The organism is Amycolatopsis roodepoortensis, assembly GCF_014873915.1.
Taxonomy (GTDB): Bacteria; Actinomycetota; Actinomycetes; order Mycobacteriales; family Pseudonocardiaceae; genus Amycolatopsis; species Amycolatopsis roodepoortensis.
In genome coordinates, this window is the sequence record NZ_JADBEJ010000005.1 from 2,135,521 (window position 1) to 2,148,704 (window position 13,184).

The following is a 13,184-nucleotide window of genomic DNA, read 5'->3' on the forward strand; positions in this document are numbered from 1 at the left end:
CTTGTGTCGTGCTTCCCGACGGGTGGATCCCGCCGGTCGTTCCTTACTTCTGCGGTGTTCCGGGCCCGTTCGGCCCATCCGCTCCGGGCAACTGCTGCCTCAGCTGCTCCGGGGTGATCTTCTGCGTCGGCTCGGCTTCGTCGAACCCGGACGGCGCCTGCTGAGGTTGCTGTCCCGGGCGGAGGACCTGCGTCGGCTCGGCCTCGCCCAGGGCCGGTCCAGGCTCGGACTCCGCGGACGGCGCCGCGGTTCCCGGCGTCTGCTGCCCGAACGGCTGGGACGGCTGCTGCCCGAACGCCTGGGGCTGCTGGGACTGCTGGGGCGCGCCGAACGGCTGCTGCTGCGGATGCTGACCGAACGGCGAGGGCGGCGCGGGGAACGACGACGAAGCCGGCTGCGGCGGCGCGGGGAATCCCGGCGACTGGCCGAACGGCGCCGACGCGGGCGCGGCGTCGGCCTCACCCGGCACGACGACGGTGCTGAGGATCTTGTCGGCGAACGTCTGGTTCTTCTCGTCCCACAGCGGCCAGAGGTAACCGAGACCGCAGACCCAGCCGTCGAGGTTGTGGCACAGGTCGCGGACGAAGGCCATCAGCGGGCCGATCGGCTGCCCATCGCTCTCGCGGACGAGCTTGATCTTCAGGATCTTCTTGCCGAGCGACTGGCCGGTGGTGCCCATCCTGATCCACCGGTTGTAGACGGTCCAAGCGAAGCCTGCGAGGTAACCGAGACCGGCGATGAGCAGACCGAGCGTTTCGGGCCCCGCCGCCGAGATGATCGCGCCGATGATCGGCAGCACGACGATGGGGCCGAAGTCGATGAGCGTCGCGCCCGCGCGCAGGCCCCAGTGGGCGTAGTCGGTCTGCGGGCCGAACTGGGCGGCCTGGCCGAACGGCGAGGGCTGGCCCTGCTGCCCGAACGGGGACGGCTGCCCCGGCTGCTGGCCGAACGGCGACTGCGGCTGCGCGCCGAACGGCTGGCCCGGCTGCTGGCCGAACGGGGACTGCTGCTGTTGCCCGAAGGGCGAAGCCGGTTCGCCCGGCGCCTGCTGCCCAAACGGCGAAGACTGGCCACTCTGCTGCGGCTGTTGCCCGAACGGCGAAGCCTGTTCGCCCGATGCCTGCTGCCCGAACGGCGAAGACTGGTCACCCTGCTGCGGCTGCTGCCCAAATGGCGAAGCCTGTTCGCCCGGCGCCTGCTGCCCGAACGGCGAAGACTGGTCACCCTGCTGCGGCTGCTGCGGCTGTTGCCCGAACGGCGAAGACTGGTCACCCTGCTGCGGCTGCTGCGGCTGTTGCCCGAAGGGCGAAGGCTGGCCACCTTGCTGAGGCTGCTGCCCGAACGGCGAGGGCTGCTCTCCCGACGGCTGTCCGAACGGCTGCTGCGCCTGCGGTGACTGCGGCTGCCCGTCCCCCGGCGGGGGCCCGGATCCGGGCGGCGGCTGCTGTCCCGGCGGCTGCTGGCCGTAGGGAGTGGTCATCGAAATCCCCTCGCTGGTTGCGGCGACCCGGGCTGAATGTACGGCATGGGTACACACCGAGCAGACCGGTGCGCGGGAGCGTACTCGGTACCACCGACGATCCGGGCCTCGGCCCGGCACTCACACGTAGAGCGAGGTGAACGGGGCGAAAGGCAGGTTACGGATGACGAACCAGACGACGAACACGACACCGAACGCGAGCGGCGTCCAGCGCCAGTGCAGCCAGCTGTTCACCGCGCGGCCCCGAAGCCTTCCGACCGCCCAGGCGACGGTGCTCCAGACGAGCAGCAGAAGGACCACAAAGGACACCGCGTTGTAGTGCAGCGCGGCGGGGATGTCCCCGTGCAGCGCGCTGTAGACCATGCGCATGCCGCCACAGCCCGGACAGGCGATGCCCAGCAGGGTCTTGGTGGGACAGACCGGAAGCGGCCCGCCCGGAGTGGTGGGATCACCCAGCCAGAGGACGACGCAGCCGAGCCCCGCGCCGGCGGCGATGGCCAGGGGTGGCCCCAGCGCGCGGGCCTTCGCCTTGAACCCGCGCGCCGGGAATCCCGTGTAGACGGACGACGTCACGGCGTGAAGCTTCCCGCCGACGCGCCGATGATGACCATCACCACGATGAAGATGATGTACAGCAGGAAGAGCACGCCGGTGGAGATCGCTCCCCACATGGCCCACTTCTTCGCGTCGTCGGCGGCCTTCTGGGCTTCGGCGTGGAAGCCCTGCGACCACAACGTCTGCACCTGGCTCGACTTCACGATCGCCACGATACCCAGCGGCAAGCAGCACAACACCGTGCAGAGAATGGCCCACACCAGGTTGTTGTCCGGCGGCGGGCCGTAGTTCGGCACGCCGCCGTAGTACGGCTGCTGCGGCGGTGGCCCGCCCGGAGGCGGGTAGTTCGGGTACTGGTCGGTCATGAGGTCTCCCCCTCGATCGCCTCGATCAGCGGTAGGTGTTCACGTCGACCGAGGTCGCGAAGACACCGAGCACGACGACGAGGATGACGTACAGAACGGCGATCACGGCACCGACGATGGCCGCGATGATCGACCACTTCTTGGCCGCGTCGGCCGCTTCCTGCGCCGCGGCGGGCTGCCCCTGCGCCCAGAGGGTGTTCACCTGGTTCGCCTTGACGATGGCGACGATACCGAAGGGCAGGCAGCACAGGATCGTGGTGAGGATCGCCCACACCAGGTTGTTGTTGGGCGGCGGGCCGGGGTTGTTGAAGCCTCCACCGCCCTGAGGGTCGCCGGAGTAGTTGGGCAGGCCCTGGTTGTCGGTCATTTACCGCTTTCCCTTCACGAATGATATGCAGAACTACGACCCGGGCGCGCCGCCCGATCAGCGATCACCGGAGTCAAGGGTTGAGACTCTAAGGTCACCCGTCCGGTTCCACACCATCAACCGGTCTCCGCGACCGAATCGAGACATTCCGTTCAGTCAGAAGCCCAGCCGTCGCAACTGACGGGGGTCGCGCTGCCACTCTTTGGCGACCTTGATGTGCAGGTCGAGGTAGACCTTCGAGCCGAGGAGCCCCTCGATCTGCTGCCGGGCGCGGGCGCCGACGTCCTTGAGGCGCTCACCCTTGTGCCCGAGGATGATGCCCTTCTGGCTCGGTCGTTCCACATAGAGGAACGCGTGCACGTCGATCATGTCGTCCCTGCCCTCGTGGGGCAGCATTTCCTCGACGGTGACCGCGATCGAATGCGGAAGCTCGTCGCGCACACCCTCCAGCGCCGCCTCGCGGATCAGCTCGGCGACCAGGGTCTGCTCGGGTTCGTCGGTGAGTTCGCCGCCCGGATACAGCTGCGGGCCTTCGGGGAGGTGCCGCACCAGCAGATCCGAGAGCGCGCCGACCTGGAAACCGTCCACAGCGGACACCGGGATCAGCTCGGCGAACTCCATGACCTCCTGCAGGGCGAGCAGCTGCTCGGCGACCTGCTCGGGTTTCACGAGATCCGTTTTGGTGACGACGCCGATCACCGGGGTGCGCTTGGCGATCTTCTTGAGTTCGGCGGCGATGAACCGGTCACCGGGACCGACTTTTTCGTTGGCGGGCACGCAAAGCCCGACAACGTCCACTTCGGACCAGGTCGAGTGGACGATGTCGTTGAGCCGCTCGCCGAGCAGGGTCCGCGGCCGGTGCAGCCCCGGTGTGTCGATGATCACCAGCTGGGCGTCGTCGCGGTGGACGATGCCGCGGATGGCGTGGCGGGTGGTCTGCGGTTTGCTGGAGGTGATCGCCACCTTGCTGCCGACGAGCGCGTTGGTCAGCGTCGACTTGCCCGCGTTGGGCCGTCCGACGAAGCAGGCGAATCCGGAGCGATGCGGCTCGGCCATCAGCTCAGCACCTTGCCACTGGGATCCGCGAGATAGACCGGGGCGTCTTCGGCGATGTCCCGCACCGCCTGGAGCGAGGCGCCGTTCAGGAGGGCGTCCCCGCTGACCACGACGGCGGCCTCGATTCCTTCGGCTCCACTCGAAACGGCGGCGGCGACGGCGGCCTGCAGCGCGGTCAGCTTGAACGACGGCTGGTCGACCGTGCTCGCCGCGTAGGTCCGGCCGTCGGTGTCGCGGAGCGCGGCGCCTTCGGCGGCCTGGGTGCGGGCTCGCGCGGACCTGGCCAGGGTCACCAGCTTCTGGTCCTCGGCGTCCAGCTCAGGCATGTTCGACACTCCTGTCACTTTCATCGGGCTGCGGGACCCGGGTCCGGCGCCTGCCCTGGGCGGGGTCGGTCACCGCGTCCGCGTCGGCGGGGTGGACGACCACCGTGGTGATCCGCATCCGCCCGCGCCGGTCCTTACCGCCTTCGGCGAACAGCCGAAGTCCGGCGACCTCGGCTTCGGCCCCCGGCAGCGGGACCCTACCCAGTCGCTCGGCGAGCAGCCCGCCCACGGTCTCCACGTCGTGGTCTTCGAGGTCGATCCCGAACAGTTCGCCCAGGTCGTCGATCGAGAGCCGGGACGACACGCGGACCGCGCCGTTTTCGAGTTCTTCGACCTCGGGGCGTTCGTCGGCGTCGGATTCGTCGGTGATCTCGCCGACGATCTCTTCGAGGATGTCCTCGATGGTGAGCAGGCCGGCGGTGCCGCCGTACTCGTCGACGGCGATCGCCATGTGGTTGTGCGAGACCTGCATCTCCTTGAGGAGGTCGTCGAGCCGTTTGGAGTCCGGCACGAAGCTCGCCGGGTTCATCAGCTCCTGGACCTGGCGCTGCGAGCCGCCCTCGGCCATGTACGCGGGCATGAGGTCCTTGATGTTGACCACGCCCACCACGTCGTCGACGGAGTCGCCGATCACCGGCAGCCGGGTGAACCCGGTCCGCAGGGCCAGGGCGAGGGCCTGGCGCACGGTCTTGTCGTGCTCGATCCAGACGATCTCCGTGCGCGGCACCATGACCTCGCGGGCGACGGTGTCACCGAGCTCGAACACCGAGTGGATCATCTCGCGTTCGGATTCCTCGACGACGCCGCGTTCCTGGGCGAGGTCGACCAGCTCCCGCAGTTCGACTTCGGAGGTGAACGGGCCTTCGCGGAAACCGCGGCCGGGGGTGATGGCGTTACCGAGGACGATCAGCAGCCTGCTGAGCGGGCCGAGGATCGACCCGAGGACGCGGACGGGGCCCGCGACGACCAGGCCGATCCGGTACGGGTGCTGGCGGCCGAGGGTGCGCGGGCCGACCCCGATGATCACGTAGCTGACCACGACCATCACGCCCGCGGCGACGACGACGGCGAGCCACAGCGGCTGGACCCAGCCGAGGACGTCGACGGTGACCAGCACGGTGGCGGTCAGCTCGCAGGTCATCCGCAGCAACAGGATCAGGTTGATGTGGCGGCGGCGTTCGGCGATGACCAGGGAAAGCTGGCGCGCGCCGGGCCTGCCGAGCCGGACGAGACCGTCGGCGCGGGCCTTCGAGACCGTGCTGACCGCCGCGTCGGCGGCCGCGAACACCCCGGCGAGCAGGATCAGCGCGATGGCGATGATCAGCAGGGCCGCGGGACTACCCATTCCGGCGCCGCCTAGGCCGGGGGTTCGTCGGCGGGCACGGCGTCGAGGCCGGCGGTACCGAGGAGCCTGTCGTCCGCGGAGCGCTGCGCGTCACGCTTGTTGAGCGCGGCCACGGCCGCCTGGAACTCGCCGAGGATCCGCTTCTGCAGGCCGAACATCTCGCGTTCCTCGGCCGGTTCGGCGTGGTCGTAGCCGAGCAGGTGCAGCACGCCGTGCGTGGTGAGCAAGTGCAGCTCGTCCATCAGCGAGTGGCCGGCCGTCTTGGCCTGGTCCTTCGCGAACGCCGGGCACAGCACGATGTCACCGAGCAGCGCGGGCGAGGCGTCCGGCGCGTCGGGGCGGCGTGACGAGTCGAGCTCGTCCATCGGGAAGGCCATCACGTCGGTGGGACCGGGCAGGTCCATCCACCGCTCGTGCAGGTCCTCCATCACCTCGAGGGTGACGAGCAGGATGGACAGCTCGGCGAGCGGGCTGACCTCCATCTTGTCGAGCGCGAACCGGGCGGCCGACACGATGGAGGTCTCGTCGACGTTCACGCCCGATTCATTGGCGATCTCGATGCTCATGAACGACGCTGCCCTTTCCAGCCGTTGCCCTTGTCCTGGCTGTCCTGCAGCGCCTGCCACTTCTCGTACGCGTCGACGATGTCGCCGACGAGCTTGTGCCGCACCACGTCCTGGCTGGTGAGCTGGGCGAAGTGCAGGTCCTCGACACCTTCGAGGATGTCGCGGACCACCCGGAGGCCGCTCTTCTGGCCGTTGGGGAGGTCGACCTGCGTGACGTCGCCGGTGACGACGATCTTGGCGCCGAACCCGAGCCGGGTGAGGAACATCTTCATCTGTTCCGGCGTGGTGTTCTGCGCCTCGTCGAGGATGATGAAGGCGTCGTTGAGGGTGCGGCCGCGCATGTACGCCAGCGGCGCGATCTCGATGGTGCCCGCCTGCATCAGCCGCGGGATCGACTCGGGCTCGACCATGTCGTGCAGCGCGTCGTAGAGCGGGCGCAGGTACGGGTCGATCTTCTCGTTGAGCGTGCCCGGCAGGTAGCCGAGGCGCTCACCGGCTTCGACCGCCGGGCGGGTCAGCACGATGCGCGTGACCTGCTTGGCCTGCAGTGCCTGGACGGCCTTCGCCATGGCGAGATACGTCTTGCCGGTACCGGCGGGGCCAATGCCGAAGACGATCGTGTGCTTGTCGATGGCGTCGACGTAACGCTTCTGGTTGAGCGTCTTGGGCCGGATCGTCTTGCCGCGCCGGGAGATGATGTTCATGCTCAGCACTTCGGCCGGTGACTCGTGGTCACCGGTGGAGAGCATGCCGACGGTGCGGCGGACGGTGGCCGGGTCGACCTGCTGGCCGCGGCCGGCGAGCGTCACGAGTTCGGCGAAGACACGCTCCGCGAAGGCGACGTCGGCGGGGGCACCGGTCAGGGTGACCTCGTTGCCCCGGACGTGGACGTCGGCGGCGAGGAGTTCCTCGGCGACGCGGAGGTTTTCGTCCCTGGAGCCGAGCAGGCTGAGCGCGGCGGCGTCGGGGATGGGGAATCGGGACTGGGCCGCCTCGGTGATCGCGGCCTCGTCGGCCTTCGTCGGGATGACGTCCGCGGGAACGTCGGGTCGGGCGGCTTCACCCGGTACGGTTCCGGCCACGTGGCCTCGGGCCTACTTCCTGCGCTTACGCTGCGATTTTCAACGACAGTGACAAGTTCGATGTTACTGGTTGCGGGTGTCGGCACGCAGTCCGGTTTCCGGAGGGCGCGCGCCTCAGCGGCCGAAATGCCCCAGCTGCTCGCCGCCGAGCACGTGCGCGTGCACGTGGAAGACGGTCTGCCCGGCGTCACCGTCGGTGTTGAACACCACCCGGTACCCGGACTCGGCGATCCCCTCGATCTCCGCGACCTTCCGGGCCGTCGAGGCCACGTCGGCGAGGAGTCGCGGGTCACCCGCGGCCAGCTCGGCCAGATTGCGGTACCGCTTCTTCGGCACCACGAGCACATGCACCCGAGCCTGCGGCGCTATGTCCCGGAACGCATACGTCGTCTCGTCCTCGTACACCTTCTCGGACGGGATCTCGCCCGCGATGATCCGCTCGAACAACGTCTCCGCGTCACTCATCCCCCCACCCTATCCCCACCCCCGCGCCGCACCCGCGTGCGCGGATGGACGACACGCTTCGCCACACGCGAAAGTGCCGCCGGTACCGAAGACCACGCACGCTTTGCTCTGCTGCGCCGCCCGCCGATCGCGCCGTGGGGCCAGGGGCTCGCCCCGGACCAACACGCGAAATCCGCGCCGCGGCGCGGATTTCGGGGTGTGGCAAGGAGCGAAGGCCGGAAATGAAGATGCCGCGGCGCGGTGGACCCTGGGGGTCGGCCCACCGCCGCCGCGGCTCCGCCGGACCGAGGGGGGAGGTGCCCGGCGGGGATTCACGCGCGCGACCGGGCTTCATCCCCAGTGGCGCGCCGAAACCGTGTGTTGCGCGTCAGTTAACGAGAGTAACGGCTGTTTGCGTGATCGCGCCATAACTCGCCGCAAATTGGTGGGGTGTTTTTTCACTTCCAGCGTTCTGTGAGAACCCCTAGCGCCCCGAGGGCCACGGCGGCGGCGGTGGAGGTGCGCAAAACGGTGGGGCCCAACCGAATGGCGGTCGCGCCGGCGTCGGTGAGGGTGCTCAGTTCTTCGTCGGTGATGCCGCCTTCGGGGCCGACGACGAGGAGGATGTCGCCCTGTGCCGGGAGCTCGATCTCGGTGAGGCGGGTGGTGATGCCGGATTCGAGGACGAGTGCGCGGGAAACGGTCTGGGCGAGTTCGGCGAGTTCCCGGGTGGTGACGGGTTCGGCGACTTCGGGGACGTGGGCGCGGCGGGCCTGTTTGGCGGCGGCGCGGGCGGTGGTGCGCCAGCGGGTGAGGGCTTTGTCGCCGCGGGTTCCTTCTTCCCAGCGGGCGACACTGCGCGCGGCGCGCCAGGGGACGATGGCGTCGGCGCCGGCTTCGGTGGCGAGCTCGACGGCGAGTTCGCCGCGGTCACCCTTCGCGAGCGCCTGAACGACGATGACGCGTAGTGCGGGCGGTTCCTCGGTCCAGTGTTCCTCGATGGTGAGGGTGAGCGCCGCGTCGCGGCCCGCCTGGACGGCTTCGACGACGCAGCGCGCCATGCCGCCTTCGCCGTCCGAAAGCACGAGACGTTCGCCCACGCGCAGGCGGCGGACGGTGGCGGCGTGCCGGGCTTCCTCACCGTCGAGCGTGGTGCGCCCGGAGCCGGGCAGCGCGGCGGTGAGGAAGACCGGCAGTGTCGTCTCTGGCACGGGTTACCGGTGGTTCTTGGTGCGCAGCTTGGAGAACAGCCCGCCGGGCTTCGAGCCGTTCGAGGCGAGCGAAGGCACGTCCTCGCCGCGCTGCTGGGCGAGTTCGACGAGGAGGTCGCGCTGGGCGTCGTCGAGTTTGGTCGGCACGACGACGTCGATGTGGACGTGCAGGTCGCCGCGGCCGTCGACGCGGCCGGAGGACCGCAGCCGCGGCATGCCCTTGGCGGTGAGCACGAGTTCGGTGGCGGGCTGGGTGCCCGGCTCGATGTCGAGCTCGTAGTCGCCGTCGATGAGCGTCTCGATGGGCACCGTGGCGCCGAGCGCGGCGGTGGTCATCGGGATGCGGAAGTTGCAGTGCAGGTCGTTGCCCTGCCGGACGAACACCTCGTGGGGCGCCTCGTCGATCTCGACGTACAGGTCGCCCGCGGGGCCGCCGCCGGGGCCGACCTCGCCCTGGCCGGAGAGGCGGATGCGCATACCGTCGCCGACGCCCGGCGGGATCTTGGCGGTGACGTTGCGGCGGGCGCGGACCCGGCCGTCGCCGCCGCACTGGCGGCAGGGGTCGGGGATGACCTCGCCGAAGCCGCGGCAGACCGGGCAGGGACGGGCCGTGACGACCTGGCCGAGGAAGGACCGCTGCACGGACTGGACCTCGCCCGCGCCGCCGCAGGTGTCGCAGGTCTTGGTGCCGGTGCCTTCGGCCGCGCCGGCGCCGCGGCACAGGTCGCAGACGATGGCGGTGTCGACGGTGATCTCGCGGTCGACACCGGTGGCGCATTCCTCGAGGGTGAGGCCGAGGCGGATGAGCGCGTCGGAGCCGGGCTGCACACGGCTGCGCGGGCCACGGCCGCAGCCGCCGCCACCTCCGGCGGCGCCGAAGAAGGCGTCCATGATGTCGCCGAGACCGCCGAAGCCCGAGAACGGGTCACCGCCGCCGCCGCGGGCGCCGCCGTCCATCGGGTCGCCGCCGAGGTCGACGACCTTGCGCTTCTGCGGGTCGGACAGCACCTCGTACGCGGTGGTCACCTCGCCGAAGCGGTGCTGAGCGTCTTCCGACGGGTTGACGTCGGGGTGCAGTTCACGGGCCAGTTTGCGGTACGCGCGCTTGATCTCCTGATCCGTCGCGTTCTTCGCAACCCCGAGAATGCCGTAATAGTCCCTCGCCACCGTCTCCGCCTTCTCCTTCTGACTTCGACCTCAACGCCGCGTTCAGCGGCCGGAGAGGATCTGCCCCACGTAGTTCGCCACCGCGCGCACCGCGGCGATGGTGTTCGGGTAGTCCATCCTGGTCGGCCCGACGACGCCCATACCGCCCAGCAGCATGTCGTCCATCCCGTAGCCGATGGACACCACCGAGGTGCTGCGCATCTGCTCGTCCTCATTTTCCTCACCGATGCGCACGCTGATCGCACCGGGGTTGCGCGCGGCCGCCAGCAGCTTGAGCACGATGACCTGCTCCTCGAGCGCCTCCAGCACCTGCCGCAGCGATCCGGGGAAGTCCGAGACGTTGCGGGTGAGGTTGGCCGTGCCGCCGAGCACCAGCCGCTCTTCGGGGTGTTCGACCAGCGATTCCACCAGCACGGTACAGACGCGGGTGAGGCTGTCGCGCAGCTCGCCCGGCGACTTCTCGGGCAGTTCGGCGACCGACGCCGCGGCGTCGGCGAGACGACGGCCCGCCAGCGCCCCGTTGAGCACCGTGCGCAGCCTGCCGACGTTCTCCTCGGTGATGACGTCCCCGAGGTCGACGGTGCGCTGGTCGACGCGGCCGGAATCGGTGATCAGCACCAGCATCAGCCGCGCGGGGGTGAGCGGCACCACTTCGAGGTGGCGGACGGTGGAGTTGGTCATCATCGGGTACTGGATGACCGCGACCTGCCTGGTCAGCTGCGCGAGCAGCCGTACCGACCGGCGCAGGACGTCGTCGACGTCGGTGCCGCTGTCGAGGAAGGCCGTGATGGCCCGGCGTTCGGCCGCGCTGAGCGGTTTGACCTCGGCGATCCGGTCGACGAACAGGCGGTATCCCTTGTCGGTGGGTATCCGGCCCGCGCTGGTGTGGGGCTGTGTGATGTAGCCCTCTTCCTCCAGCGCCGCCATGTCGTTGCGCACCGTGGCGCTGGACACCCCGAGGTTGTGTCTGTCGACGATCGCCTTGGACCCGACGGGCTCCTGGTTGGAGACGTAATCGGCGACGATCGCGCGCAGCACTTCGAATCGGCGTTCTTCCGCGTTGGCCACCCGCACCTCCCTCGGCTCGTCCTCACAACGAGTTTACGGAAGGTGGAGTGCCCGGCGAGCCACCGGACTTCTTTGCGGCCGTCAGCCCCGCCCGCGATGAGAGCGCCGTCGCGGCTCCGCGGGCTTCCGGATCACTTTCACCGACCCCCACCAGGCGAAACCCGTGACGCGCAGAACCGGTGCGCCCGGCGTCGGGCGCAGTCGCCCCGTCCCGCGGCCGCTGCCGAATCCGCCCATCAGGCCGATGCCCCGGACGTCGAGGGCGAAGTCCTCCGGCACGACGATCCTGACGCCGCCCATGACCGCCACCGCCCTGATCACGCAGGATCCGTCGGCGATCCGGGCGTGCCGCAGATCGAGGCGCACGCTGCCCCAGAACGCGCGGGTGACGTGGCGCGGCGGCAGCGGCCCGTCGAACCGCCGCGTGGTGGCGGACATGACGGCGAACGAACGCCGTCCACCTTGCTCGCCGTCTCCGGGATGGGACAGGGCGAGTGCGCCGCCGGAAGCGAGATCGGCGACCACGGGCTCGAATTCCGCGAAGGTCTTGGCCGCGTAGACGGCGTCCAGCCTCGTTTCCAGTTCACCGGCGGTGATCCGTCCGGCCCCCATGGCTTCGTACAGCACTCGCGCGATGTTTTCGCGATCGGAATCGGCCACCCGCATCGCCGACCGCTTCGGTTCCGACATGACGGCGATGCTAACCCCGGATCCGCGCTCGCTCCGGCGATTCCCGGCGATCGGGCGGAAAGCCATGACCGCCATGAGCCAATTCGATTCCGCCGCACTGCCGGAGATGACAAAACCCTTTTCCGAGATTGACCGTGCGGGCACGGAAACGCTTCCATCTAGACATTCTTCCACCGGCCGCACAATCCGACTCAGTGTGGAGCGCAGTGATGACTTCCTTCCTTCGCCATGCTTTCATCGCCATCGTGACCGCGACCTTGGTCGCCGCGGGAACGACGGTCGCGGGCGCGGACACGAATTCGGTGTACACCTCCTCTTCACCACTTCCCGCCGGCGAAAACGGTGACGTGGTCAAGTCGCAGCCCTCGACCTACAACGGCGCGAAGGCGACCCGGATCCAATACCTTTCCCGGGACAACAAGAACAAACAGGTCGCGGTGAGCGGCACCGTTCTGGTGCCGGACAAACCGTGGAACGGTCCCGGCGAACGGCCGATCGTGGCCTACGCGCCCTTCACCTTCGGCATGGGTCCGGACTGCGCTCCCTCGAAAACCCTCGCGGGAGAGGGCGCCTCGGACCTGATCTCCGGTTTCCAGGGTGGATTCGTCAACGCGTTGCTCGGCGCCGGATTCGCCGTGGCGCAGACCGACTACATCGGACCTTGGGTGGAGGGCAGCGGCGACCACCCGTACGTCGTCCGGCTGTCCGAGGCGCACACCGTGCTCGACGTCGTCCGCGCCGCGCAGCGGCTGCCGGGAACGGGACTGCCCGCCGGAGGCCCGGTCGGTATCGCCGGTTACTCCGAGGGCGGCAGTGCCGCCGCGGCCGCCGCCGAACTGGCCGCCACCTACGCACCCGAGCTGGACATCAAGGGCGTCTACTCCGGTGCGCCGCCCGCGGACAAAGCGGTGCTGTCGAAGTCGCTCGACGGCGGGATGTACGCCGGGTTCCTCGGTTACGCCCTGATCGGGATCAACCAGGCCTACCCCGAGGCCAGGCTGCTGGACCTGGCCAACCCGGCCGGGGCCGACCTGTTCCTGAAGGCCCGGCAGACCTGCACCCTGAACGCCGTCCTCCAGTTCATGTACAAGCAGACCAGCTCGCTGACGAAGGAGGGCAAGCCGGTCTCCGCCTACCTTTCCCAGCCGCCGTTCGACGCGATCGTGGCGGAGAACCGGATCGGCACGATCAAACCCGCCATGCCGGTCATGGTCGAACACAGCCCGCTGGACGACGTCATCCCGGCCGCCGTCGGCAAGCAGATGGCGAAGGACTGGTGCGGTAAGGGCGCCAATGTGCAGTGGAAGGACTTGACGACCTTCACGCCATTCTTGTCCCACGCGCTGGGCATGACGACCGCGTCCACCGATGCCACCGAGTGGCTGAAGAGCGCGTTCAACGGGCAGGCGGGCAGCGGCAACTGCGGCCGGTTCTAGCCGAGGGTGACTTAGGTACCTACTGG

The 13,184-nt window shown here is 69.3% G+C and carries 16 protein-coding genes; 2 read left to right on the forward strand and 14 right to left on the reverse strand.

The annotated features are described in order from the left end of the window. Positions 1–43 precede the first annotated feature (43 nt). On the reverse strand, positions 44–799 hold the full coding sequence (locus H4W30_RS44310; protein WP_318780687.1) for an RDD family protein: 756 nt from the start codon (positions 797–799) through the stop codon (positions 44–46). A 48-nt stretch (positions 800–847) separates the two neighbouring features. Here H4W30_RS44310 and H4W30_RS44315 point away from each other — a divergent pair, with 48 nt between their 5' ends. Continuing rightward, entirely contained in the window at positions 848–1,396 is a 549-nt protein-coding gene (locus tag H4W30_RS44315; protein ID WP_192746946.1) for a hypothetical protein, read from the forward strand. Between the two features lie 204 nt (positions 1,397–1,600). Here H4W30_RS44315 and H4W30_RS29470 read toward each other — a convergent pair whose 3' ends face one another. The 13 genes from H4W30_RS29470 to H4W30_RS29530 all read right to left on the reverse strand — a co-directional run bounded on the left by H4W30_RS29470 (position 1,601) and on the right by H4W30_RS29530 (position 11,722). Continuing rightward, on the reverse strand, positions 1,601–2,053 hold the full coding sequence (locus tag H4W30_RS29470; RefSeq protein WP_126729486.1) for a DUF2752 domain-containing protein: 453 nt from the start codon (positions 2,051–2,053) through the stop codon (positions 1,601–1,603). After that, on the reverse strand, positions 2,050–2,400 hold the full coding sequence (locus H4W30_RS29475; protein ID WP_126729487.1) for a CD225/dispanin family protein: 351 nt from the start codon (positions 2,398–2,400) through the stop codon (positions 2,050–2,052). Before H4W30_RS29475 ends, H4W30_RS29470 begins: the two co-directional genes overlap by 4 nt. 25 nt (positions 2,401–2,425) lie before the next feature. Continuing rightward, positions 2,426–2,767, reverse strand: a complete 342-nt coding sequence (locus H4W30_RS29480; protein ID WP_126729489.1) for a CD225/dispanin family protein — start codon at positions 2,765–2,767, stop codon at positions 2,426–2,428. A 156-nt stretch (positions 2,768–2,923) separates the two neighbouring features. Then, complete coding sequence (era, locus tag H4W30_RS29485) at positions 2,924–3,823, reverse strand: GTPase Era (RefSeq protein ID WP_016332464.1); 900 nt, start codon at positions 3,821–3,823, stop codon at positions 2,924–2,926. After that, positions 3,823–4,149: a cytidine deaminase gene (locus H4W30_RS29490; RefSeq protein WP_192745782.1), complete on the reverse strand. Its 327-nt coding sequence runs from the start codon at positions 4,147–4,149 to the stop codon at positions 3,823–3,825. The genes era and H4W30_RS29490 overlap by 1 nt, the downstream gene beginning before the upstream one ends. Further along, entirely contained in the window at positions 4,142–5,494 is a 1,353-nt protein-coding gene (locus tag H4W30_RS29495; protein WP_192745783.1) for a hemolysin family protein, read from the reverse strand. Before H4W30_RS29495 ends, H4W30_RS29490 begins: the two co-directional genes overlap by 8 nt. 11 nt (positions 5,495–5,505) lie before the next feature. Then, positions 5,506–6,060, reverse strand: coding sequence for an rRNA maturation RNase YbeY (ybeY, locus tag H4W30_RS29500; RefSeq protein WP_126729494.1), 555 nt, complete (start codon positions 6,058–6,060; stop codon positions 5,506–5,508). Continuing rightward, positions 6,057–7,142 carry a PhoH family protein gene (locus tag H4W30_RS29505; RefSeq protein WP_192745784.1) on the reverse strand — a complete coding sequence of 362 codons (1,086 nt, stop codon included), beginning with the start codon at positions 7,140–7,142 and terminating at the stop codon, positions 6,057–6,059. Before H4W30_RS29505 ends, ybeY begins: the two co-directional genes overlap by 4 nt. Positions 7,143–7,256: 114 nt before the next feature. Then, positions 7,257–7,607 carry a histidine triad nucleotide-binding protein gene (locus H4W30_RS29510; RefSeq protein WP_192745785.1) on the reverse strand — a complete coding sequence of 117 codons (351 nt, stop codon included), beginning with the start codon at positions 7,605–7,607 and terminating at the stop codon, positions 7,257–7,259. Positions 7,608–8,044: 437 nt separating this feature from the next. Further along, complete coding sequence (locus H4W30_RS29515) at positions 8,045–8,797, reverse strand: 16S rRNA (uracil(1498)-N(3))-methyltransferase (RefSeq protein ID WP_192745786.1); 753 nt, start codon at positions 8,795–8,797, stop codon at positions 8,045–8,047. Between the two features lie 3 nt (positions 8,798–8,800). Next, the gene (gene dnaJ / locus H4W30_RS29520; RefSeq protein ID WP_192745787.1) at positions 8,801–9,964 is read right to left on the reverse strand and encodes a molecular chaperone DnaJ; all 1,164 of its coding nucleotides are present in this window, start codon (positions 9,962–9,964) and stop codon (positions 8,801–8,803) included. A gap of 42 nt (positions 9,965–10,006) precedes the next feature. After that, positions 10,007–11,032, reverse strand: a complete 1,026-nt coding sequence (gene hrcA / locus H4W30_RS29525) for a heat-inducible transcriptional repressor HrcA (protein ID WP_192745788.1) — start codon at positions 11,030–11,032, stop codon at positions 10,007–10,009. Positions 11,033–11,113: 81 nt separating this feature from the next. Continuing rightward, the gene (locus tag H4W30_RS29530) at positions 11,114–11,722 is read right to left on the reverse strand and encodes a DUF1707 SHOCT-like domain-containing protein (protein ID WP_192745789.1); all 609 of its coding nucleotides are present in this window, start codon (positions 11,720–11,722) and stop codon (positions 11,114–11,116) included. Positions 11,723–11,967: 245 nt separating this feature from the next. Here H4W30_RS29530 and H4W30_RS29535 point away from each other — a divergent pair, with 245 nt between their 5' ends. After that, entirely contained in the window at positions 11,968–13,158 is a 1,191-nt protein-coding gene (locus H4W30_RS29535; protein WP_318780688.1) for a lipase family protein, read from the forward strand. The last annotated feature ends 26 nt before the right edge of the window (positions 13,159–13,184 follow it).

Coding starts and splice junctions, on each gene's coding strand:
- H4W30_RS29475 (WP_126729487.1), bottom strand. CDS start 2,400: ATGACCGACCAGTACCCGAACTACCCGCCTCCGGGCGGGCCACCGCCG.
- H4W30_RS29490 (WP_192745782.1), bottom strand. CDS start 4,149: ATGCCTGAGCTGGACGCCGAGGACCAGAAGCTGGTGACCCTGGCCAGG.
- H4W30_RS29510 (WP_192745785.1), bottom strand. CDS start 7,607: ATGAGTGACGCGGAGACGTTGTTCGAGCGGATCATCGCGGGCGAGATC.
- H4W30_RS29495 (WP_192745783.1), bottom strand. CDS start 5,494: ATGGGTAGTCCCGCGGCCCTGCTGATCATCGCCATCGCGCTGATCCTG.
- ybeY (WP_126729494.1), bottom strand. CDS start 6,060: ATGAGCATCGAGATCGCCAATGAATCGGGCGTGAACGTCGACGAGACC.
- H4W30_RS29530 (WP_192745789.1), bottom strand. CDS start 11,722: ATGTCGGAACCGAAGCGGTCGGCGATGCGGGTGGCCGATTCCGATCGC.
- era (WP_016332464.1), bottom strand. CDS start 3,823: ATGGCCGAGCCGCATCGCTCCGGATTCGCCTGCTTCGTCGGACGGCCC.
- H4W30_RS29480 (WP_126729489.1), bottom strand. CDS start 2,767: ATGACCGACAACCAGGGCCTGCCCAACTACTCCGGCGACCCTCAGGGC.